Below are 20,196 nucleotides of genomic sequence, written 5' to 3'. Positions count from 1 at the left end.
GGGAGAGGATTCGGGAGGGAATGTGCCGCGCAGCGCCGGCGCCGACCGGGCACCGCGCGCTCGCCCCGCAAAAGCCGACCGTCCGCCTCCCCCTCGCCGACCACCGGGAGGAAGCGCGTCCGGAGCGCGCGACCGTGCTGGTCAGAGCGCCGGGGCGGACGGGAACGGAGCGGGGGACGCAACAGATCCGGCCTCTCCGCGCACCACCGAACCGCCGTCCGATCCGACCGGGGCCTTTGAAACCGATCGGCATTCTGGTGGGCGGTGCCGGAAACCGCGGCCCCGGTGCCGCCCACCGGTTCACAATGGCGGTCCCTGCCGGGAGAAAAGGACCGCGCGATCGGAGTGAGGAGGAATTGTGCGCAGGATCACCACTCCACCGAAAAGCAGGGAGGACCATCCTTATGATTCCCCTCACCTGTATCTGGGAGTTAGGACAGAAACCACTGCCGCACCGGAGGAATTCCGCCGCCCCGTCCACCGTTGACCGGCCACCGCACGGCCCCCGGGCCGTTCACGGTGGCGCACCGACCGCAGGCGGGGTTCGGGCGCCCGGCCCCCGACCTCGACGGGCGGAAGACGACGGTTGTGAACCCCCGCTCGGCGCCTTCTCGGCAGCGACCGCGCCGCCTGGTACAACCGCGTCAACCTCACCGCCGCGATCGCGGCAGCCGCCTCGCCCCGCGGAAGCCCCCGACCGATGGGTCGGCGACCTTCGGCGAGCCCTCCGCGGTCGGTGCGGACGGTCACCTCGGCTCCCCGGGGAGAGCGGATAGGCGCTCCACTCCGGGACCACGCGCGCTCCATGTCGATGCCATGCCGGGCATACATGGAGTCCCGGACCGACGCGGTCAAGACTCGAACCATGATTCTTCTCGTTGTTTCACGGACCGGGAGGCGTCGATGAGCCTGCCTTCCACATCAGAGGAATCCACCTGGCTGGTGTCCCGCCTGGTGGAGACGGCGCCGGGCGTCGAGCACGCGGTGGTGGTGTCGGCGGACGGGCTGCTGCCCGCCTCGTCGGCCGGATCTCCCCGGGAGCACGGCGAGCGGTCGGCCGCGATCGTGGCCGGTACGCGGTCCCTGACCGAGGGCGCCGCGCAGTTGTTCGTCAGGGGGCGGACCGAGCAGGTGCCGCTGCGGATGAAGCGCGGTCACCTGATCGCGACGGCGGCCGGCGGCGGATCACGGTTGGCGGTGCTGGCCGAGAACGCCGGGCACGTTCTGGACGCCCCCTGCCGCGCCGACACGGCTCTGAGGGGCGGGGCCGCGTGAGCGCCGGAGGCACGGTGTTTCGTGGCCTTCCCCCGGGACGTGACTGTCCCGAGGTGCTGGTGGCGGAGCACACCCTGGTCCGCGCCCGCCACGCGGGGGAGTTTCCCGGTGGGCTGGGCGACGTGGGCGAGGAGCTGTGGCACGCCCTCGCCAGTGCCGCGGGGCCCGTGACGGTGGTGGAGTTGGCACTGCGTCTGGCGCTGCCGGCGGGGGTGGTCAAGGTACTCGTCAGCCACCTGGTGGACGCCCGCCTGGTGGAGGTCAGTGCCGTGCGTCCCGGCCGGGCGGTGCTGGAGGCCGCCCTAGGCGAGCGGGACGGCGGCGTCGGGCTGGCCGCGGTCAAGATCGTGGTGGTCGGCGGCCCGTCGTCGGGCACGACGACACTGCTGGGCGCGGCCTCCACCGTGCCGCCGGTGGCGGTGGGCGAACGGCTCCCGGCCCCCGGCGGGCGCGTCACCACGACGGTGCGGGAGTGGGGTCGGTTTCCCCTGGACGGAGGCGTGGAAGGAGTCCTGGCCGCCGCCCACGTCTCCGCCGACGCCCGTCCGGCCTGGTGGGACGACCTGGGGCTGTGGCGGGGCGCCTCCGGCGCGGTGGTCATGGTCCACCCGGCCCGGTGGGAGGAGTCCTGTCCGGCGGTGGACTGGCTGGAGGAACGCGGCCTGCCGTACGCGGTGGGCGTCGACGCCCTCCCCGGAACTGTGCTGCCGGACGCGGGCCGGGTGCGCGAGATGCTGCGGACCGACGGCGACACCCCCGTGGTGCTGACAGATGTCCGCAGTCCGGAGTCGGCGCGGTTCCTGCTGCGCGACGCGCTGCGGCACGCGGCCCGCGCGGCGGCGGGAGGTGCGTGGTGAGGGTCATGGTCGTGGGGGCGGGGCAGTCGGGGCTGCTGCTGGCCCATCTGCTGCACGCCGCCGGGGTGGAGGTGGAGCTGTTCAACCACCGCACGGTCGAGGAGCTGCGGTCCGCTCCGGTGCCGCTCGCGCAGTTCACGCTTCCGTCCACGCTGGCCGCCGAGCATGCGGCGGGGCTGGACTTCTGGTCCCCTGCCGCTGTCGCCTCCGGCTCCCACGCGGGCGTGGCCGCACCGACCTTCACCGCGGTGGGCCTCCAGGCCCGTCCCGAGGCCGGTGATCCCCTGGGATTCACCGGCCGCCTGCCCGGTGCGGGTGTCGCCGTGGATCCCAGGGTGAAGCTGGCGGACTGGTTGGCAGCGTTCGAGGACCGCGGCGGCCGGGTGCACACCTACGGGGTGACCGTGGGCGATCTGGACGCCTTCGCCCGCATGGGCCGCTACGATCTGATCGTGCTCGCCGTGGGAGACGGCGAACTCGGCCGTCTGTTCCCACCCGATCCCGCACGCCGCACCTCCGCCCTGCGGGAACGCGCTGTCACCCAGGCCCACCTGGTCGGACTGGAGCCGGGCGAGGCCGATGCCGACGTGGTCACCACCCCCTGCGGGGAGGTGTTGTGCGTGCCTGTGCTCAGCCCGTGGGGGCCCGCCCACGCCCTGCTCGTGGTCGGCGCCCCGGGCGGGCCGCTGGACTGCGCGCCCGATCCCGCCGCGCGCCACGTCGACATCGCCGCGGCACTCACGGACCGGCTCCGCGTCCACGCGCCCGATCTGTACGGCCGCTGCCACCGCGCCGCGCCGGTGGACGCACCGGTCCACCGGCGCGTCCGTCCGGCGGTGCGCTGCCCGGTCGGCGTCCTGCCCTGCGGCGGGCGGGTTCTGGGCCTGGGGGACACGGTCATGACCGTGGACCCGGCCTCGGGCCAGGGCTGGGCCGCCTCCACCCTGGCCGCCACCGTCTACGCCCAGCGCATCCTCTCCCACGACGGACCGTTCGACGAGGCGTTCCTGAACGCCACCTTCGACGCCTACTGGCGAGCCCACGGCCGCCACGTGGCCGCGTTCGTCGACATGGTCAGCGCGTTCTGGACGGGCACGCTGCCCGAGAGCGTCACCGCCCGCTTCGCCCGCGCTGCCGCCGACCCCGCCGCGGCCGACGCCTGGATCGCCGCCTTCGACACCCCCGACGCCCTGGCCCGCCTCGCGACCTGACTCCCTCTTCTCCCCTGATGATGAGGTTCCGCATGCCCGAATCCCCTCGTCGGCTCTTCTCGGCCTCCCCGGACCCCGGCCTGTACCGCCCGTTCAGCCTGCGCTGGCTCTACACCCCCTACGTCATCGGCTTCAGCCACCGCCTGGCCCGGGGCGTGCCCAACACGGTGCCGCACATCCTCCACCGGGAGACGGTGGGCCCGGTCCACGTCGAGGTCGGCCCGGGCAACGGCCACTTCCCGGCCCGCCTGCCCCACGATCGTCCGATCCGCGCCCTGCACCTGCTCGACCACCGTTCCGGGCCGCTCCAGGTCTGCCGACGCAGGTCCGGTGACCGGTGGCCCGTGCGGGCCCACCGGGCCGACGTGCTCGACGCGTGGCCGGTGCCGGAGTCGCACGCCGACTCGGTGACCGCCTCCATGGTGGTCCGCGCCCTCCCCGGCCAGGGGATCGGCGCCAAGGCCGCGCTGTTCGACCAGGCCGCGCGCGCCCTGCGGCCGGGCGGCCTCTTCACCGGAGCCACCATCCTGACCCGCGGCGTGGCGCCGAACCGGCTGGCCCGCCGCCTCATGAGCCACTACAACACCCGGGGCTGGTTCGCCCACGGAGGCGACTCCCTGGCCGACCTGGACCTCGCGCTGGCCGAGCGGTCCACCGGGGTGCGCGTCGACGTGCACGGATGCGCCGCGCTCTGGCGGGGTGAGGCCCGATGACCCCGCCTCCCCGCATCGCGCTCACCGGTATCGGAGTCCGCCTGCCCGGCGGCGTCCACGGTCCCGACCGGTTGTGGGACGCCCTGGTCACAGGCCGGGACCTGACCGGCCCCATCCCTCCGGCACGGTGGGAGCGCATGCTCCCGCAGTTGTCTTCCGACCAGGTCCCGGAGCGGCCGTGGGTTGCCGGGGTGATCGACGACGTTGACGCCTTCGACCACGGCTTCTTCGGCGTTCCCGCCCACGAGGCCGCACGCATGGACCCCCAGCAGCGCCTGGCGTTGGAGGTGGCCGTGGAGGCGCTGGCCGACGCGGGCATTCCGCTGACGTCGCTGGCGGGCACCGCGACCGGCGTGTGGGCCGGAGTGGCCGCCCCCGACCAGGCCGCACTGGCCCTGCGGTCCGGTGCCCCGGTACGGATGGCCGACCTGTCCGGGCTGACGTTCTCCATGCTGGCCAACCGCGTCTCCTACCACCTGGACCTGCGCGGCCCCTCGATCACCGTGGACACCGCCTGCTCGGCGGCGGGCACCGCCCTGCACCTGGCCCGCCGCGCCCTGCAGAGCGGAGAGGTCGACACCGCCATCGTCATCGGCGTCAACCTGTTGCGGCATCCCGGCATCACCGCCGGATTCGCCGACGCCGGGGTACTCGCCCCCGACGGAACCTGCCGCCCCTTCGACGCACGGGGACAGGGGTACGTGCGCGGCGAGGCCGCACTCGCCCTCGTCCTGCGCCGCACGGACACCGCCACGCGGTCCCGTGACCGGGTGTACGCACTGGTCAGCGGCTCAGCGGTCAACACCGACGGCCGTTCCCCGGCCGGGCTGTACGCGCCCCGCGCGGCCGCGCAGCGGGACCTGCTGCGCGCCGCCTACGCAGACGCCGACCTGGCCCCGGCCAGTGTGGACTACATCCTGGCTCACGGCACCGGAACCGCGGCCGGGGACGCCGCCGAGGGCCGGGCCCTGGCCCAGGTGGCGGCCACCGCCCGCGCCGACCGACTGCCCGTCGGCTCGGTCAAGTCCGTCTTCGGGCACGCCGAGGGCGCCTCCGCCCTGGTCGGCACGGCCGCCGCCGCACTGGCCGTCCACCACGGCGTCCTGCCTCCGGTGCCCAACCACACGCGCCTGCGCCCTTCCCTGGCGCGGCTGCCGCTGCGTGTGCCCACCCGGCCGGAGCCCTGGCCCCAGACCTCTCGGCCGCGTACCGCGGGCGTGAGCGCCTTCGGCCTGGGCGGCTCCAACGTCCACATCGTCCTGGAACAGGCCCCCGGCACGCCGCCCGCGGAGGAGACCGCCGCGTCCCCCGCCCACCGACTCCTGGCGGTCAGTGCCCCCAGCGAGGTGCGGCTGCGCGGCACCGCCGCGGCCTGGGCTCCGGTGGTGGCCGACGCTGATCTGGGCGCGACGGCGTCGACCGCGCAGCACCGGCGCGCCCACGAGAAGGTGCGGGCCGCCGTGGTCGCCACCACCCCCGGGCAGGCCGCCGAGGCGCTGCGTGCGCTGGCCGAGGGCCGCACCCATCCGGCCCTGGTCGGCCCGCACACCGCACCCGAGAAGCCCGGGCGGCTGGTGTGGATGTTCGCCGGGCACGGCTCCCAGCACGCGGACATGGCCGCCACCTGCTATGCGGCCCTGCCGGTGTTCCGCCAGGCACTGGAGGAGGCCCGTGCCGCGCTGGCCGCCCACCTGGGCCGCCAGCCGTGGCGGCCGGGCGAGCCGATCACCGGGTTCGAGACCGCCCAGCACGCCATCTGGCTCACCCAGACCGCCCAGACCGCGACCTGGCGACACTGGGGATATGCCCCCGACGCGGTGATCGGCCACTCCCTGGGCGAGGTCGCCGCCGCCCACGCCGCCGGAGCGCTCACCCTGGACGACGCCGCCCGCGTGGTCGCCGCCCGCTCCGCCCTGCTCGCCGAGACCGAACCGCTGGGCGGCCTGCTGGTCACCGACCTCACCCGCGAACAGGCCGAAGAGGCCATCACCGTTCACCGGCATGCGGGCACGCTGGTGGTGGCCGCGCGCAACGCTCCTGACGCCACCGTCGTCAGCGGCCCCACCCGCCCCCTGGAGGAACTCCGCGAAGCCCTGGACGCCCAGGGGGTCTTCGCCCGTCGGGTGGCCCACGACGTGCCCGCCCACTCACCCGCCGTGCAACCCCTGCTGCCCCGCCTCACCCAAGCACTGCACGGACTGGCCCCCCGCGGCGGCACCGCCGTCTTCCACTCCACCGCCGAGTGCCGCCCCCTCGACGGGACGCGGTTGGACGCCGCCTACTGGGCCCGGCAACTGCGCTCCCCCGTCCGCCTCACCGACACCCTGCCCCTCGCCGCGGGCACCGACGCGGTTGTGGTGGAACTCGGGGGACGCACCGTCCTGGCTGGCCCCGCCCGTGCCGCTCTGACCCGCCCACCAGCAGGCCCCGCCGCCCGCACCACCTCTGACCGGGCGGTGACGGTCATCGCCGCGGGCGACGACCGCCGCGACGACCACGCCGCCCTGCTCGACCAACTCGCCGCCCTCCACACGAACGGACACACCCCCACCCGCTGGCCCGAACCGATACAACCACCAGTAGGCCTACCCGTCTGCTGGAACCACGGCCGCACGGCCGTGGCGACCGAAACCGATGTCCCCACCCTGGCCGACGCGCTCACCACATCCGACGCGGGCGGGGTGACCCGAGCGGTGGTGTCCCTGCTCGCCGACACCCTGGGTACTCCTGCGGAGGACGTCGACCCCGAGGCGTCGCTGGTCGACCTCGGCCTGACCTCGGTCGCGGTGATCGGACTGCGCGACGCCCTGCGCGCCGCCCACCCCGCCCTGGCCCGCCTGCCCGTGCGCACCCTGCTCGCGGACACCACCACCGCGGCGGGCCTCGCCCAGGCCCTCACCGCACTGACCACCCCCGCATGCGCGCGGGGAGAAAGGAGTTCACGGTGACGTCTCCGCACCGCTTCCGCCCCACCACGCAGACCCGACCCCGCCATCCGCCTCTACCAGGAAGGGCTGCCGACAACTGCTCCCCGCCGCGCCGCCCCGCTTCCCCTGGACCTCCTGGTCGAGACGTACGGGGCGGAGTCCGGAAGCGTTCTCGCCGCGGCCGTGGGGCGTCTGGAGGAGGGAGCCCGGCTCCTGGGGTGGGAAGGATTCCGCCGTCCTACCCCAGTCTGCCGAGGTTGTGGATGGCCCGGGTGTTGCCGGTCTGGGCGGCGCGGCGCCACCAGTACTCGGCTCCGCCCACGTCGCCGCGGTCGTACAGCAGACTGCCGAGGTTGACCATGGCGTCGATGTCGCCCGCCTCGGCGGCGCGGTGGTACCACTGCTCCGCGCCGAACAGGTCCCGGCGGTTCTCCAGCAGGACGCCGAGGTTGACCATGGCGTCGAGGTGACCGGACTCGGCGGCGCGCCGGTACCACTGCTCCGCGCCGAACGCGTCGCCCCGCTGCTCCAGCAGATTGCCCAGCAGGCCCATGGCGCGGATGTTGCCGCCCTCGGCGGCGCGGCACCACCACTGCTCGGCCTCGGCTGCGTCGCCCCTGCCGTACAGCAGGTTGCCGAGGGTGTGCATGGAGGCGACGTGGCCCGCCTCGGCCGCTCTCCGGTGCCACTGCTCGGCCTCGGCGACCTCTCCGCGGTCCTTGAGGAGGGTGCCGAGGTTGGTCATGGCGTCGGGGTCGCCCGCCTCGGCGGCGCGCCGGTACCAGGACTCGGCCTCGGCCATGTTGCCGCGCTCCCGGGAGAGCAGGGCGAGGTTGAACATGGAGTCGAGGTGGCCCGCCTCGGCGGCGCGCCGGTACCAGGACTCGGCTCCGGCGACGTCGCCCTGCTCCCTGTGGCGCAGTCCCAGGGTGAACATGGTGTGGGGGTCGCCCGCCGCGGGGGCCGCGGTGCCGCCGGGATGGACCGGCTGCGAGGGGGGCCGGGAATGGCCCGTGGCGGGATATGCGGTCGCATGCGGCGGGACCGGGGTGGCCGCGGCGGGCGGCGGGGCGGGGGTCGCCGCGGCCGTCGGGGAGGCTCCCGTGGCGGCGGAGGACCCGGCGGCGCGGCGGATCAGTCCGCTCAGGTCGTGGCTGGCGGGCCGCTCGGCGGGATCCTTGGCCATCATCCGAGCCACGAGGTCGGCCAGTTCGGCGGGGACGTCGGGTCGGTCGGCGCGGACGGGCGGCGGGGGCTGGGTGAGGTGCTGGGCCATCAGCGCGGGCAGGGTGCCGGTGAAGGGGACGCTGCCGGTCAGCATCGTGTGCAGGACGCCGCCGAACGCGTAGACGTCGCTGCCGGCGTCGACCTCCTCGCCCTTCCACTGCTCGGGGGGCATGAACGCCGGGGTGCCGAGCGCGGTTCCGGCGGCGGTGAGCTGGCTGGTCGCGTCGGCGATGTGGGCGATCCCGAAGTCGCAGATCTTGACGTGCCCGCTGTCGAGCAGGAACAGGTTGCCGGGTTTGAGGTCGCGGTGCACCACCCGGTGGGCGTGCGCGGCCTGCAGCGCGTCGGCGGCCTGGGTGGCGACCGACACCACCTGGTCCAGCGGCAGGCCGTCGGGGTGGTCGGCGAGGAGCGCGGCGAGGTCGCGGCCGCGCAGCAGCTCCATGACGAGGAACAGTTGGCCGTCGTGGCGGCCGAAGTCGTGCACGGCGGTGATGCCGGGGTGCTGGATGTTGGCGGCGATGCGCGCCTCACGTTGGAACCGCCGGATCAGGGCCTCGTCGTCACCTCCTCCCCCGGCGATGAGTTTGACGGCGACGGAACGCTGCAGGTGCGGGTCGAAACCCCGCCACACCTCGCCCATTCCGCCGCGTCCCAGTCGCTCTTCCAGCCGGTACCGGCCGGCCAGCACCATCTCGGACCGCACCCACGACTCCCTCGGACCAACCGCTACTGCTTTCCTTCTTCTTTACCGCAGTCCACCGGCGGATTCGGTCACCGGACCCGTCTTCGGCGGTGGATCTCCCCGGTGCTCCGCTCCTGTCGGACCGGTCCCGACAGGGTCCCGCCCCGCCGGGCCGCTGCCGTCGAGCGGTTCGGCCGGGAAACTCCTGGACAGGATCGCACGCGGGTCCGTACCGATGACGATTCGAGCCACCGGGGGCGGCTTCCGCTCCCGTCCCCGAGAGGGGGTTCCCACCACGGTCGCACGACCGCCTCGGTGGGTTCCCGCTTGTAGCGCTGCGCCGGAACAGGGCCCGGTCTTACCTGCGCTTTCTCCCCTGCTGCGCGCTGCCTCGCACGCTCGGGACGGTCGCGCGGCGGGGCCCGGCTGACACGGCCGGTCCGACCACCCGGGCGACGTTGACCACCGCGTTGACGTCACGACCCGGCACACCCGCACACCGGACACGCCCACGTACGGACATGGAGGGGTCTGGGGCGTCCCTGTCCCCGCAGACGGAGCAGGTCTGGAAGGCGGGGGGTACCGGTCGGTCCTGATGAGGGTGCGGCCGTGTCGGATCCCCTGCACTCCGGCACGGCGACGAACCGCGGCCATCCCGCATCCGCACGGACGTGGCCAGACGGGTGCGCGCGGGTCCTTTCGAGGCCGCGCTCGCGCGGGGACCGCGTGGTGGGGCGGGCCCGTGCCTGTCCCCGGGGCTTCCCGTGGTACCGAGACGCGCGCTCCTGCGGTGCGGGGTAGCCGCGGGAGTCGAGCCGTGGCTGCTGGGGGCCTGCGGGATCGGACTGGTCGGAGCCGGGCCGTTTCCCCGGGGACCCGGCGAACGGCCGTCCGCCCGGAACTCCCGGCGCACCGGTGTACATCCCGCTCGGCGCGGCCCACGGCGGCGCGTCGACGCCGTTCTTCCCCGGTTTTCCGCTGGCCTGCCCGGCCCTCGCCCGCTGCTCTGTGCGCGGCCGCCGTGGGCGCTCGCGGTCTGCCGCGTGCTCAGTGCCGCGGTGCTCGTCGGCTGCCTCCTCCTGGCGAGCCTCGGATTCTCCCAGCAGGGGGCCCTGCCGAGGTGGGCGGGCTCGGCGGCTCTCGATCACCACGGGACCGGCGTGGGCCGCCGTGGTCGCGCTGGTGCTGCTGCGCCGGGGCCCAGACCGCGCCACCGCCCCGACCGGCGGCTGAGGCTCCTTGCCCGGAACGGGGTTGACGGCGCGGTCGCCACCGTCTGTAATGGGATCTTGTGCCGCGTGTCGCCGACCAGGTGGACGGCGGCGGCATGGAGGCACCATCATCTTCCGGGGAGCCAGTCATGAGTCCACAGACGCCCCTCGCCTGACACGGCCGCCGCGCCTCGCGCCGTCGCGTTCTCGTTGTCCGTGGCCGCTTCCGGCCGTTTCGGACCGCCACGGACCCGTGCCCCAGAGTGCCCTCCCGGCCCGTCGCTCCCACGCGGACTTCCTGCTCCCGTGCTCGTGCTCCGCCGTCCGCCGACGGCGCGACCGGGCGACGCTCGTCCCGTGAACCGCCGTATCCCAAAGATTTCCGAGGAGCCCTCAGCTTGTCCGCGTCCGAGCCTCCGAACCCGTTCAACCACACCGAACCACACGTCAGCGACTTCAACCGGCCCGTCGTCGAGGAGTTCCGCGCCAACAGGGGCCGCGTCGACGGCCCCCTCGGGGGTGACCTGCTGCTGCTCACCACCGTGGGCGCCAGGTCCGGCCGGGAGCACACCACTCCCCTGGGCTACTTCCGCGACGGCGAACGGCTGCTGGTCGTCGCCTCGGCCGGCGGCGCGCCCCGCCATCCCGACTGGTACCGCAACCTGCTCGCCCACCCGGCGGCGCGCGTCGAGGTCGGCGCCAAGACCTTCGGCGCGATCGCGGTCCCCCTGGAAGGCGCCGAACGCGACCGGCTGTTCGCCGAGATCGTGCGCCGGGACCCCGGCTACGGCGACTACCAGGCCAGAACCGGGCGGACCATTCCGGTGGTGGCGTTGGAGCGCCTCACCGAGGACGACGGCGCGGCGGCCAGTCTCGCCGACAAGCTCGTCGAGATCCACACGTGGCTGCGCGGCCAACTCCACCACGTCCGCGCCGAGACCGACGCCTACCTCGCGACCCGCGCGGAGGCGGACGAGCGGCCGCCGGTGGGTCTGGGCCTGCAGATCCGCCAGCACTGCCTGGCCTTCTGCGAGGGCCTGCACTTCCACCACACCGCCGAGGACGCCGGTGTACTGCCCGCGCTGGAACAGCAGCACCCGGAGCTGAAGGAGACGGTCGAACGGCTGCGCGCCGAGCACCGCGCGGTGGAGCGCGTCCGCGGCGAACTGGTGGCGTTGCTGGCCGAGGTGTCCACCGCCGACCCCGACCGGTTCCGCGCCGAACTCGACCGGATGGCGGGTGATCTGGAGGCCCACCTGGACTACGAGGAGGAGCAACTGCTGCCCCTCCTGGCAGCCGTCCCGTTCCCGCCCGGAGGTCCGCAACCGTCTTCGGGCGCAGACTAAGCCGACGGGAAAAGCTGTGGTGTGCGGCGGCGCGGAGCGAGTAGGTTCGTCATGTCCCTGTCCGCGGGAACCGAGGAGGTGAGTCCCATTCCCGTGTCACGATGGGCGCTCCCCTCCTGCGGCCGTGTGGTCGGACCGGCATAGGCCCCCGGGAGAGCCCCTTCGGCCTCCCGAAAGGTTGCCTGTGCCGGTTCCCGTGCCTTCTTCTCGTCACCTCCTGTCCGTCACCGCCGAACTGCGCGCCGCCGGGTGCGTGTTCGCCGAGGACGAGGCACGCCTGCTCGTCTCCGCGGCACGCACCCCGACCGAACTGGCCGCCATGGTGGAGCGGCGGGCCGGCGGCTGCCCCCTGGAGTACGTCCTGGGGTGGGCGGGGTTCTGCGGGCTGCGGATCGCGGTGGAGACCGGGGTGTTCGTGCCGCGCCGCCGCACCGAGTTCCTCGTCCGCCGGGCGGCGGCCCTGGCCCCGCCGTGCGCTGTTGTCGTCGACCTGTGCTGCGGTTCGGGCGCGGTGGGGGCCGCGCTCGCCGCGGCACTGGGGCCCATCGAGTTGCACGCCGCCGACATCGACCCCGTCGCGGTGCGGTGCGCCCGCCGCAACCTCGCCGGGAAGGGCCGGGTCCACGAGGGTGACCTGTACTCGGCCCTGCCCGAGGAGCTGCGCGGCCGCGTCGACGTACTGGTCGCCAACGCCCCCTACGTGCCCACCGAGGAGCTCGGCCTGCTGCCCGCGGAGGCCCGCGCGCACGAACCGAGGACGGCGCTCGACGGCGGCGCGGACGGCCTCGACGTCCAGCGGCGGGTGATCGCCGCCGCACCGTCGTGGCTCGCCCCGGGCGGCCACCTGCTGGTCGAGACCAGCGAGCGCCAGGCCCCGCGCACCGCCGCCGCGGCCGCCCGCGGCGGACTGCTGCCGCGCGTGGCCCACTGCGAGGAGCGGGACGCCACCGTCGTCATCGCGGCACGGCGTTGACCGGAACCCGCACCGGTCCCACCGCCGCGGTCACGTCCAACACCCGGTCGTGACCGCGGCGGACCGGCGGGCCTGGCGCCTAGGCCGGTGTCGGGGCGGGCTGGCCGTTGTTCCAGGACGACAGCAGGGCGTTGACGTCACGGGTGCAGCCGCCGCAGCCGGTGGTGGCGCGGGTGGCGGCGGCGACGGCGTCCTTGGTGCGGGCGCCGTCCAGCCACGCGCTCTCCAACCGGGCGCGGCTGACCGCGTTGCACCGGCACACCAGGGTCGCGTCCGGGTCGGCCTCCTCCGCTGAGGTGTCGGGCAGTGCGCCGCCCAGCAGCAGGGCCAGCCGGTCCTGGGGCACCGGTGAGCCGTGGTCGTAGAGCTGGCCGATGGTGGCCGCGGAGTCGGGGAAGCCCAGCAGGATCGCGCCGACGACGCGGTCGTCGCGCACCGACAGCTTGGCGTAGCGTCCGCCGTGGGCGTCGTTGACGGTGACGGTCTCGGCGTCCTCGGCGTCGGGTTCGCCGAAGGACACCAGGTCGATGCCGTCGGCCTTGAGCCGGGTGGCCGGACGCGCCCCGGTGTAGCGGGCGTGCGGGGCGGCCCCGGTGAGCAGGTCGGCCAGCACCGCGGCCTGCTCGTATCCGGGCTGCACCAGTCCGCCGCCTCCGCCCGGGTGCTGGGCGCAGTCGCCGATGGCGTGGACGCGCGGGTCGGATGTGGTCAGCGAGTCGTTGACGACGATCGCGTGCTCCACGTCCAGTCCGGCCTCGGCGGCCAGTTCGGTGCGCGGGCGCACCCCGGCGGTGACGACCAGGGCGTCTCCAGCCAGGACGCGGCCGTCGTCGAGTTCCAGGCCGGTGCCGGGAATCCAGCGCACGGCCACCTTCCAGGAGTGGACGGTGATGCCGAGGCGGTTGTAGTGGCCCTGCAGGACACGTGCGGCGTCCTGGTCGAGCTGGCGGCGCATCAGCCACGTCGAGGACTCCACCAGGTTGACCCGTGCCCCCGTCTGGCTCAACGCGCGCGCGGCCTCCAGGCCGAGCACGCCGCCGCCCAGGACGACGACGGGCGCTCCGGGGCGCACCAGCGCCTTCAGGCGGCGGCAGTCGGCCAGGTCGCGCAGCGCGGTGACGCCCTCGGCGGGCGCGCCGGAGGGGACGGTGGCGCCGGGCATCGGGGGCAGCACCGCGCGCGCCCCGGTGGCCAGGACCAGCTCGTCGTAGTCGAGGCTGCTTCCGTCGTCCAGGGCGACGGTGCGCGCGGCCGGGTCGATCGCGGTGGCGGCGCGTCCCGAGCGCACCGTCAGACGCGGCATGACGGTCTCGGGCAGCGCCAGGTCGGCCTCGGCAAGTCTGCCGTTGACGACCTCGGACAGCAGGATGCGGTTGTAGGGGCCTTCCGGCTCGGCGCCCACCACGGTGACGCGCAGCCGATCGCCGTCGGGGTCGCGGCGGGCGACCTCGTCGACGAAACGGGCCCCCACCATGCCGTGGCCGATGACAACGACGTGCCTGGGCTGGTGACTCACCGGTCTTCTCCTCCTCTGCGGCCCGCGCACGGGTGCAGTCGCACCGCGCTGACCTTGAACTCGGGCATACGGCTGGTCGGATCCAGGGCAGGGTTGGTCAGGTTGTTGGCGGCCTGCTCGGCCGGGTAGTGGAACGGCAGGAACACGGTGTCCCGGCGGGTGTCGGGGCGCAGCCGCACCCGGGCGACGGTCGAGCCGCGCCGGGAGGCGACGGTGGCCCACTCGCCCTCGGCGAGGCCGCACCGCGCGGCGGTGTCGGGGTGCACCTCCACGTAGGCCTCGGGCTCGGCGTCGGCGAGTTCCGCGACACGGCGGGTCTGGGCCCCCGACTGGTAGTGGCCCATGAGGCGGCCGGTCGTGGCCAGCAGCGGGTACTCCGCGTCGGTGTCCTCGGCGGCCGCCCGGTGGTCCACGGCGGCGAACCGGGCGCGTCCGTCCGGGTGGGCGAAGGCGTCCAGGAACAGGCGCGGGGTGGGCCCGCCGCCGGAGGGGACCGGCCAGTGCAGGGCCTCGCCCGCCTCCAGCCGCTCCGGGGTGACGCCCGAGTAGTCGGCGGCCCCTCCGACGGAGGCGGCGCCCAACTCGGCCAGCACCAGGTCGGGGTCGGTGGGGAAGCGTTCGGCGGGCTGCCCCAGCCGCACCGCGAGATGGTGCAGGACCTCCAGGTCGGTGCGCACCCCCTCGGGCGGGGCCGTGGCCCGGCGGCGGCGCAGGACGCGGCCCTCCAGGTTGGTCATGGTGCCGCTCTCCTCGGCCCACTGGGTCACGGGCAGCACCACGTCGGCCATCGCCGCCGACTCCGACAGCACGAAGTCGGCCACCACCAGCAGGTCGAGGGCGGCCATCCGCTCACGCACCCGGGTGGCGTCGGGGGCGGAGACGACCGGGTTGGAGCCGAACAGCAGCATGGCGCGCGGCCCGGTGTCGGTGCCCAGGGCGTCCAGCAGTTCGAAGGCGCTGCGTCCCGGACCGGGCAGGTCGTCGGGGTCCACGCCCCACACCGAGGCGACGTGCGCGCGGGCCGCGGCGTCGTCGATGCGGCGGTAGCCGGGCAACTGGTCGGCTTTCTGGCCGTGTTCGCGCCCGCCCTGGCCGTTGCCCTGGCCGGTGATGCATCCGTAGCCGGAGCCGACGCGTCCGGGCAGGCCCAGGCTCAGGGCCAGGTTGATCCACGCCGAGGCGGTGTCGGTGCCCTTGGCGTGCTGTTCGACGCCGCGCCCGGTGAGGATGTAGGCGTTTTCGGCGGTGCCGATCAGGCGGGCGGCGTCGCGGATGTGGGCGGCGGGCACGCCGGTGACGTGCTCGGTGCGTTCGGGCCACCAGGCCGCGGCGTGCCGCCAGGCGGCGGCGAAGCCGGTGGTGCGTTCGGCGATGTAGTCGTCGTCCAGCAGCCCTTCGAGGCGGGCCGCGTGCAGCAGGCCCAGCGCCAGCGCCAGGTCGGTGCCGGGGCGGGGCGCCAGGTGCATGCCGTCGCGGCGCAGCGCCTCGCGGGCGGTGCCGGAGCGGCGCGGGTCGACGACGACGAGCCGGGCCGCGGACAGGTGGCCCATGAGCGGCGGCATCGTCTCGGCCGGATTGGCTCCGGCCAGCACGATCACCTCGGCGTCGTCGAGGTCGGTGACCGGGAACGGCATGCCCCGGTCCAGTCCGAAGGCGCGGTTGCCCGCGGCGGCGGCCGAGGACATGCAGAACCGGCCGTTGTAGTCGATCTGGGAGGTGCCCAGGGCCACGCGCGCGAACTTGCCGAGCTGGTAGCTCTTCTCGTTGGTCAGACCGCCGCTGCCGAACACCGCGACCGCGTCGCGGCCGTGGGCGGCCTGGACGGCGCGCAGCCGGTCGGCGACGTGGTCGAGGGCGGTGTCCCAGTCGACCGGCCGCAGTTCGGCGCCGCGGTCCTTGCGCAGCAGGGGCGTGGTGAGCCGGTCGGCGACGGTGAGCGTCTCCGCCGAGGTCCATCCCTTGCGGCACAGTCCGCCCCGGTTGGTGGGAAAGGCCGCGGGGCGGGCGGCGAGGACGCCGCCCGGCCCGCTCTCCAGGTGCATCGCGCACTGCAGGGCGCAGTACGGGCAGTGGGTGGTGGTCATCGTGCGGCGGGCTCCGCGGTCGGCGCGGCGGCGGGCGGGCGCATGTAGACGGACCAGGTGATGGCCACGCAGGCCAGGTAGAAGGCGAGGAAGGCGACGAAGGCGGGGGTGGCCGATCCGGTGGCGGCGAACGCCTCGCGGAAGACCAGGTTGATGGCGACCCCGCCGAGGGCGCCGACCGCGCCGATGAGGCCCAGCATGGAGCTGGCGATCCGCTTGGTGTGGGCGACGGCCTCCTCGCGGGGGGTGCCCCGACTGACGAGGTTCTCGGCCTTGGCGGCGTAGATCGCGGGGATCATCTTGTAGGTGGAGCCGTTGCCGACGCCGGTGAGTACGAACACGGCGCCGAAACTGAGGACGAACAGCGGCAGCGAGCCCTGGACGGTGGCGACCACGACCAGGCCGGTGCCGGCGGCCATGGCCAGGAAGTTCCAGGCGGTCACCCTGGCTCCGCCGAGCCGGTCGGCCAGCCAGCCGCCGACCGGGCGGATCAGCGATCCCAGCAGCGGGCCCATGAAGGTCACCATGGCGGCTTCCAGGGGCGTGCGGTCGAACTGGTTCTGCAGCAGCAGGCCGAAGGCGAACCCGAAGCCGATGAACGAGCCGAACGTGCCGATGTAGAGCACCGACATGATCCAGAAGTCGCGCTCCCTGGTGGCGGCGATCTGCGCCTTGGTGTCGGTGCGGGCGGTGGCCAGGTTGTTCATGTGCCGCCAGGCCACCCACAGCGCCAGCAGCAGGAACGGGATGTAGAACAGCGGGACGAAGTGCCCGGCCTGGGCGGTGAACAGCGCGATGACGGCCAGGCCCACCAGTTGCACGGTGGCCACGCCGATGTTGCCGCCTCCGGCGTTGAGGCCCAGCGCCCAGCCCTTGCGGCTCTCGGGGAAGTAGAAGTTGATGTTGGCCATGGAGGAGGAGAAGTTCCCGCCGCCCAGGCCCGCGGTGGCGGCCAGCACCACGAACACCCAGAACGGGGTGTCGGGCCGCTGGATGAGCACGGTCGCCAGCACGGTGGGGACCAGCAGGATCCCGACCGAGACCAGCGTCCAGTTGCGTCCCCCGAACTTGGGCACGGCCAGCGTGTAGGGCACGCGCAGCACCGCCCCCACCAGGGAGACGACGGAGATGAGCAGGAATTTCTGCTCCGGGGTGAAGGCGAAGCCGGTCTCGGGTGTCATGAACAGCACCAGCACCGACCACAGGCTCCACACGGAGAAGCCGAGGTGCTCGGCGAAGATCGATGCCCACAGGTTGCGGTTGGCGATCCTGCTGCCGCGCTCGCGCCAGAAGGTTGCGTCCTCGGGGTCCCAGTGGGTGATCCACCGGCCCTTCTGCTCCTGTGGGGACGTTGCGGTCTCGGTCGCCACGCTTGTGCCCTTCCTCTGGGGTGGTCCTCTGGGTTTTCGGAGCTGCTGGGTCAGGACACTAGGAAGGGCCTGTTGCGTGAAAGTGTCCGACCGCGTAACACACACGAAACGGTCCGCTCACGGGGAGCCGGGCCGCGCGGTGAGAAGTCGGCATGGCGGCGGTGTCAGCGTGTTCGCCGGGCGAGCCGTTCGGTCCGGGCGCGCAGGACGGCGATGGTGTTGGTCACGTAGTCGGCGATCACGGCCCGTTCGCGGTCGCCGTGGGCGGCCGTGAACGCGCCCGTCTCCCGGCCCAGCCCGGCGAAGACGTCGCCGAGGCTGGGCTGCCGGTCGGGGTCGGCGCGGACGAGAACCCCGCGCCGGTCGGCGGGGTCGGCCTCGTGGAACGGCCGTCCCAAGCGGTTCACGTGCGCGCCGTACTCCTTGCGGAGCAGTCGGGAGGACACCCCCTTGAGGGAGTTGACCAGCTTGGACGGTGGCACCTTGGGCGGGCGCGAGCAGGCGGACGTGGTCATCCTCACCGTTGAACTCGCGCGGTTCGGCCCCGGAATCGGCACACACCGCCCGCATGGTCTCCTCGCACCGGTCGAGCATGGTGTCGGTGAGTACGCCACGCCGGTACTTCGTGACGGACACCAAATGGACATGAAGACGGGAGACGACGTGGCGACCGGTGCGCACGTCGGGGTCTGGCTCCCAGCGCGGTGACACAAACCAACGAGAAGATCGTGGTCGTGAGCAAGGACACCACGGTCAGGCGGCAGTTCGGGCACCGCGTCCGGCTCGCGCTGTCGCCTGTCCAGGTGTCGGTGCCCGACGGTCAGGCACACGCTGCCCGCGCCATGTGGAACCTCCTGCACGCCTGGTGAACGATGTCAACCGAGAGAACCGGCGCGTGTCGCTCAAGGACGGCGAACCACTCGGTCGCCCCGCCGACGCCGGGTCCGCGGCGGACCGGGACGACTCCCTCATCCTGCTGTTCCTGTGCTGCCACCCGAAGCTGTCCACACCGAGCCGCATCGCGCTGACCCTGCGCGCGGTCGGTGGGCTGACCACCGCGCGGATCGCCGCGGCCTTCCTGGTTCCCGAGGCTGCCACGGCCCAGCGCATCAGCCGCGCCAAGCAGACCATCAGGGCCTGCGGTGTTGCGTTCCGCCTGCCGGAGGACACCGACCTGGCCGAACAGGACCGCGCCCGCTGGGACCGCGCGCTCACCGCTGAGGGCGTCGACCTGCTGGAGCGACTCGGCGAGCGCGAGGCCGCGGCGGCCGCCTGCCGGGAGGCGGCCCGGGGTCACAGGGCATGTCCCCCGGCGACCTGCAGCACCTGTCCGGTGATCCACCGGGCCTGGTGGGAGGCGAGGAACACCACCGCGTCGGCGACGTCCTCGGGCTCTCCGACGCGCCCCAGCGGCACGAGGTCGCGGACCTGCTCGACCAGGCCGGAATCCATCCAACCGGTCTGCACCGGCCCGGGGGCCACCGCGTTGACCCGGATGCCGCGCGGGGCCAGCTCCAGTGCCGCGGCCCGGGTGAACGCCTCCAGGGCGGCCTTGGAGGTGCCGTAGCCGATCTGGCCGGGAAAGGCGCGGGCGGCGTCGGTGGAGATGTTGACCACGCACGGCGGGTCCGTCGCGCGGGCGCGGCGGGCGAGTTCGGCGGTGAGCAGGGCGGGCGCGATCGCGTTGACCCGGTAGTGGCGGCCCAGTCCCTCTGCGGTGAGCGTGTCCGCGGTGTCGGGGCTCTCGCAGTGCGCGGCGTTGTTCACCAGCACGTCCACCGGCCCCAGGCGCTCCTCGACCCGGTCGAACAGGTGCCCGGCGGCGTCCGGCGCGGCCAGGTCCGCCGCGACCGCCACCGCCCCGTCCAACCCGCCCACCAGAGCGTCGACCTCCTCCACGGGAGGTGTCTCGTGCTCCCAGCGCACCCCGTCGGGCGCCGGGGCCGCCGCGGGCAGGTAGTGCGCGGCCACCCGTGCCCCCTGTGCGGCGAACGCGCGGGCGATCGCCGCGCCGATCCCCCGCCCGGCGCCGGTGACCAGTACCGTCCGGTCCACGAGTCCCGTGTCGATCATGACCGCACTCTCTCCGAGAGCGCCCGGGAAGGCAACCGAATTACCGCGCCCATCCCGGTGTCCAGGTCTTGTCGCCACGGTGGTCGGGACGTGTGGCGGCGAGGTGGTCGCGCGGCGCGGTGAGCACGGGGGGCGGGTTGTCGCCGCGCCAGACCAGCGAGTGCGGGTAGACCGGTGTCGGATCGCGCAGGGCGACGCGCCGCAGGTTGTGGTCGGCGGACCAGACGAGGCGGGTCCGTTCGCCGACGAAGAGGGTCACCGCGTCGAGTTCGGTGTCGGGGTGGGCGCGCTTGAAGTCGGAAAGCAGATCCGCCGGCGCGAGCCGCCGCCCGATCACGTCGACACGCACCGCGCGGCGGCCGGGCCGCACGGAGGCGACCGCCCGTCTCTCGGCCCGGAGGAGAGCGCGGGCGTGGGGCAGGAACGCCCGTCCGTCGATGGTGGGCCGGGCGCCGCGCGCGGTGCGGGTGAACAGCCGCACGCCGAGGTCATTCTCCAGGGCGGCGACGCGCTTGGAGACGGCCTGCTGGGTGATCGACAGGTCGGCGGCGGCTTCCTGGAACTGTCCGGCGTCCGCGACGGCGACGAGGATGCGCACGGCGTTGGGGCCCGCGCCGACCACCCTAGTGACACAACCTCCGGTTGTGTCTGCCGGGACGGCCGGTTGTTTGCTCCGCTCACCCTCGACTCGCTTTGATGTCACCGGTCAACGCGGAGTTGCCCAATAC

14 protein-coding genes and 2 pseudogenes are annotated in these 20,196 nt (G+C 74.0%); 9 read left to right on the top strand and 7 right to left on the bottom strand.

Annotated features, from left to right (window positions below):
- Positions 1–903 precede the first annotated feature (903 nt).
- The 5 genes from NI17_RS07285 to NI17_RS07265 are packed head-to-tail and all read left to right on the top strand — an operon-like array spanning position 904 to position 7,004.
- Positions 904–1,275: a roadblock/LC7 domain-containing protein gene (locus NI17_RS07285; RefSeq protein WP_170163024.1), complete on the top strand. Its 372-nt coding sequence runs from the start codon at positions 904–906 to the stop codon at positions 1,273–1,275.
- A complete protein-coding gene (locus tag NI17_RS07280) occupies positions 1,272–2,132 on the top strand; it encodes a DUF742 domain-containing protein (RefSeq protein WP_341721518.1) in 861 nt (286 codons plus the stop codon). Before NI17_RS07285 ends, NI17_RS07280 begins: the two co-directional genes overlap by 4 nt.
- A 5-nt stretch (positions 2,133–2,137) precedes the next feature.
- A complete protein-coding gene (locus NI17_RS07275; protein ID WP_234402094.1) occupies positions 2,138–3,343 on the top strand; it encodes a styrene monooxygenase/indole monooxygenase family protein in 1,206 nt (401 codons plus the stop codon).
- Positions 3,344–3,375: 32 nt separating this feature from the next.
- Entirely contained in the window at positions 3,376–4,056 is a 681-nt protein-coding gene (locus NI17_RS07270) for a class I SAM-dependent methyltransferase (protein ID WP_068693202.1), read from the top strand.
- Positions 4,053–7,004: a type I polyketide synthase gene (locus NI17_RS07265; protein ID WP_243597651.1), complete on the top strand. Its 2,952-nt coding sequence runs from the start codon at positions 4,053–4,055 to the stop codon at positions 7,002–7,004. The genes NI17_RS07270 and NI17_RS07265 overlap by 4 nt, the downstream gene beginning before the upstream one ends.
- Before the next feature lie 217 nt (positions 7,005–7,221).
- Here NI17_RS07265 and NI17_RS07260 read toward each other — a convergent pair whose 3' ends face one another.
- Positions 7,222–8,916 (bottom strand): serine/threonine-protein kinase, encoded by a 1,695-nt coding sequence (locus NI17_RS07260; protein ID WP_068693389.1) that lies wholly within the window; start codon positions 8,914–8,916, stop codon positions 7,222–7,224.
- 1,588 nt (positions 8,917–10,504) lie between these two features.
- Between NI17_RS07260 and NI17_RS07255 the strand changes: the two genes are divergently transcribed.
- Together NI17_RS07255 and NI17_RS07250 are read left to right on the top strand one after the other, a co-directional pair.
- The gene (locus NI17_RS07255) at positions 10,505–11,452 is read left to right on the top strand and encodes a nitroreductase/quinone reductase family protein (protein ID WP_068693391.1); all 948 of its coding nucleotides are present in this window, start codon (positions 10,505–10,507) and stop codon (positions 11,450–11,452) included.
- Between the two features lie 184 nt (positions 11,453–11,636).
- Positions 11,637–12,425 (top strand): putative protein N(5)-glutamine methyltransferase, encoded by a 789-nt coding sequence (locus NI17_RS07250; RefSeq protein WP_243597650.1) that lies wholly within the window; start codon positions 11,637–11,639, stop codon positions 12,423–12,425.
- Positions 12,426–12,504: 79 nt separating this feature from the next.
- Here the strand turns inward: NI17_RS07250 and NI17_RS07245 are convergent, their stop codons facing one another.
- From NI17_RS07245 to tnpA, 4 genes and pseudogenes are all read right to left on the bottom strand, one after another.
- Positions 12,505–13,941 carry an FAD-dependent oxidoreductase gene (locus NI17_RS07245; protein WP_084012803.1) on the bottom strand — a complete coding sequence of 479 codons (1,437 nt, stop codon included), beginning with the start codon at positions 13,939–13,941 and terminating at the stop codon, positions 12,505–12,507.
- The gene (locus tag NI17_RS07240; protein WP_068693392.1) at positions 13,938–16,025 is read right to left on the bottom strand and encodes a molybdopterin oxidoreductase family protein; all 2,088 of its coding nucleotides are present in this window, start codon (positions 16,023–16,025) and stop codon (positions 13,938–13,940) included. The genes NI17_RS07245 and NI17_RS07240 overlap by 4 nt, the downstream gene beginning before the upstream one ends.
- On the bottom strand, positions 16,022–17,395 hold the full coding sequence (locus NI17_RS07235; protein WP_068693393.1) for an MFS transporter: 1,374 nt from the start codon (positions 17,393–17,395) through the stop codon (positions 16,022–16,024). Before NI17_RS07235 ends, NI17_RS07240 begins: the two co-directional genes overlap by 4 nt.
- Before the next feature lie 398 nt (positions 17,396–17,793).
- Positions 17,794–18,106, bottom strand: a pseudogene (tnpA, locus tag NI17_RS07230) (IS200/IS605 family transposase); the annotation flags it as partial.
- 23 nt (positions 18,107–18,129) lie between these two features.
- Here tnpA and NI17_RS24400 point away from each other — a divergent pair.
- Entirely contained in the window at positions 18,130–18,264 is a 135-nt protein-coding gene (locus NI17_RS24400) for a hypothetical protein (RefSeq protein ID WP_279395516.1), read from the top strand.
- Positions 18,240–18,464: pseudogene (locus NI17_RS24635) on the top strand (RNA polymerase sigma factor); the annotation flags it as partial. The gene NI17_RS24400 and the pseudogene NI17_RS24635, both read left to right, overlap by 25 nt.
- A 224-nt stretch (positions 18,465–18,688) precedes the next feature.
- Here the strand turns inward: NI17_RS24635 and NI17_RS07220 are convergent.
- On the bottom strand, positions 18,689–19,468 hold the full coding sequence (locus NI17_RS07220; protein ID WP_068693397.1) for an SDR family NAD(P)-dependent oxidoreductase: 780 nt from the start codon (positions 19,466–19,468) through the stop codon (positions 18,689–18,691).
- 40 nt (positions 19,469–19,508) lie between these two features.
- Positions 19,509–20,090, bottom strand: a complete 582-nt coding sequence (locus NI17_RS07215; protein WP_068693398.1) for a LysR family transcriptional regulator — start codon at positions 20,088–20,090, stop codon at positions 19,509–19,511.
- Positions 20,091–20,196 lie beyond the last annotated feature (106 nt).

Origin of the sequence: Thermobifida halotolerans (assembly GCF_003574835.2) — a bacterium.
Classification (GTDB): Bacteria; Actinomycetota; Actinomycetes; order Streptosporangiales; family Streptosporangiaceae; genus Thermobifida; species Thermobifida halotolerans.
This window is presented reverse-complemented; position numbering and strand designations above follow the sequence as displayed.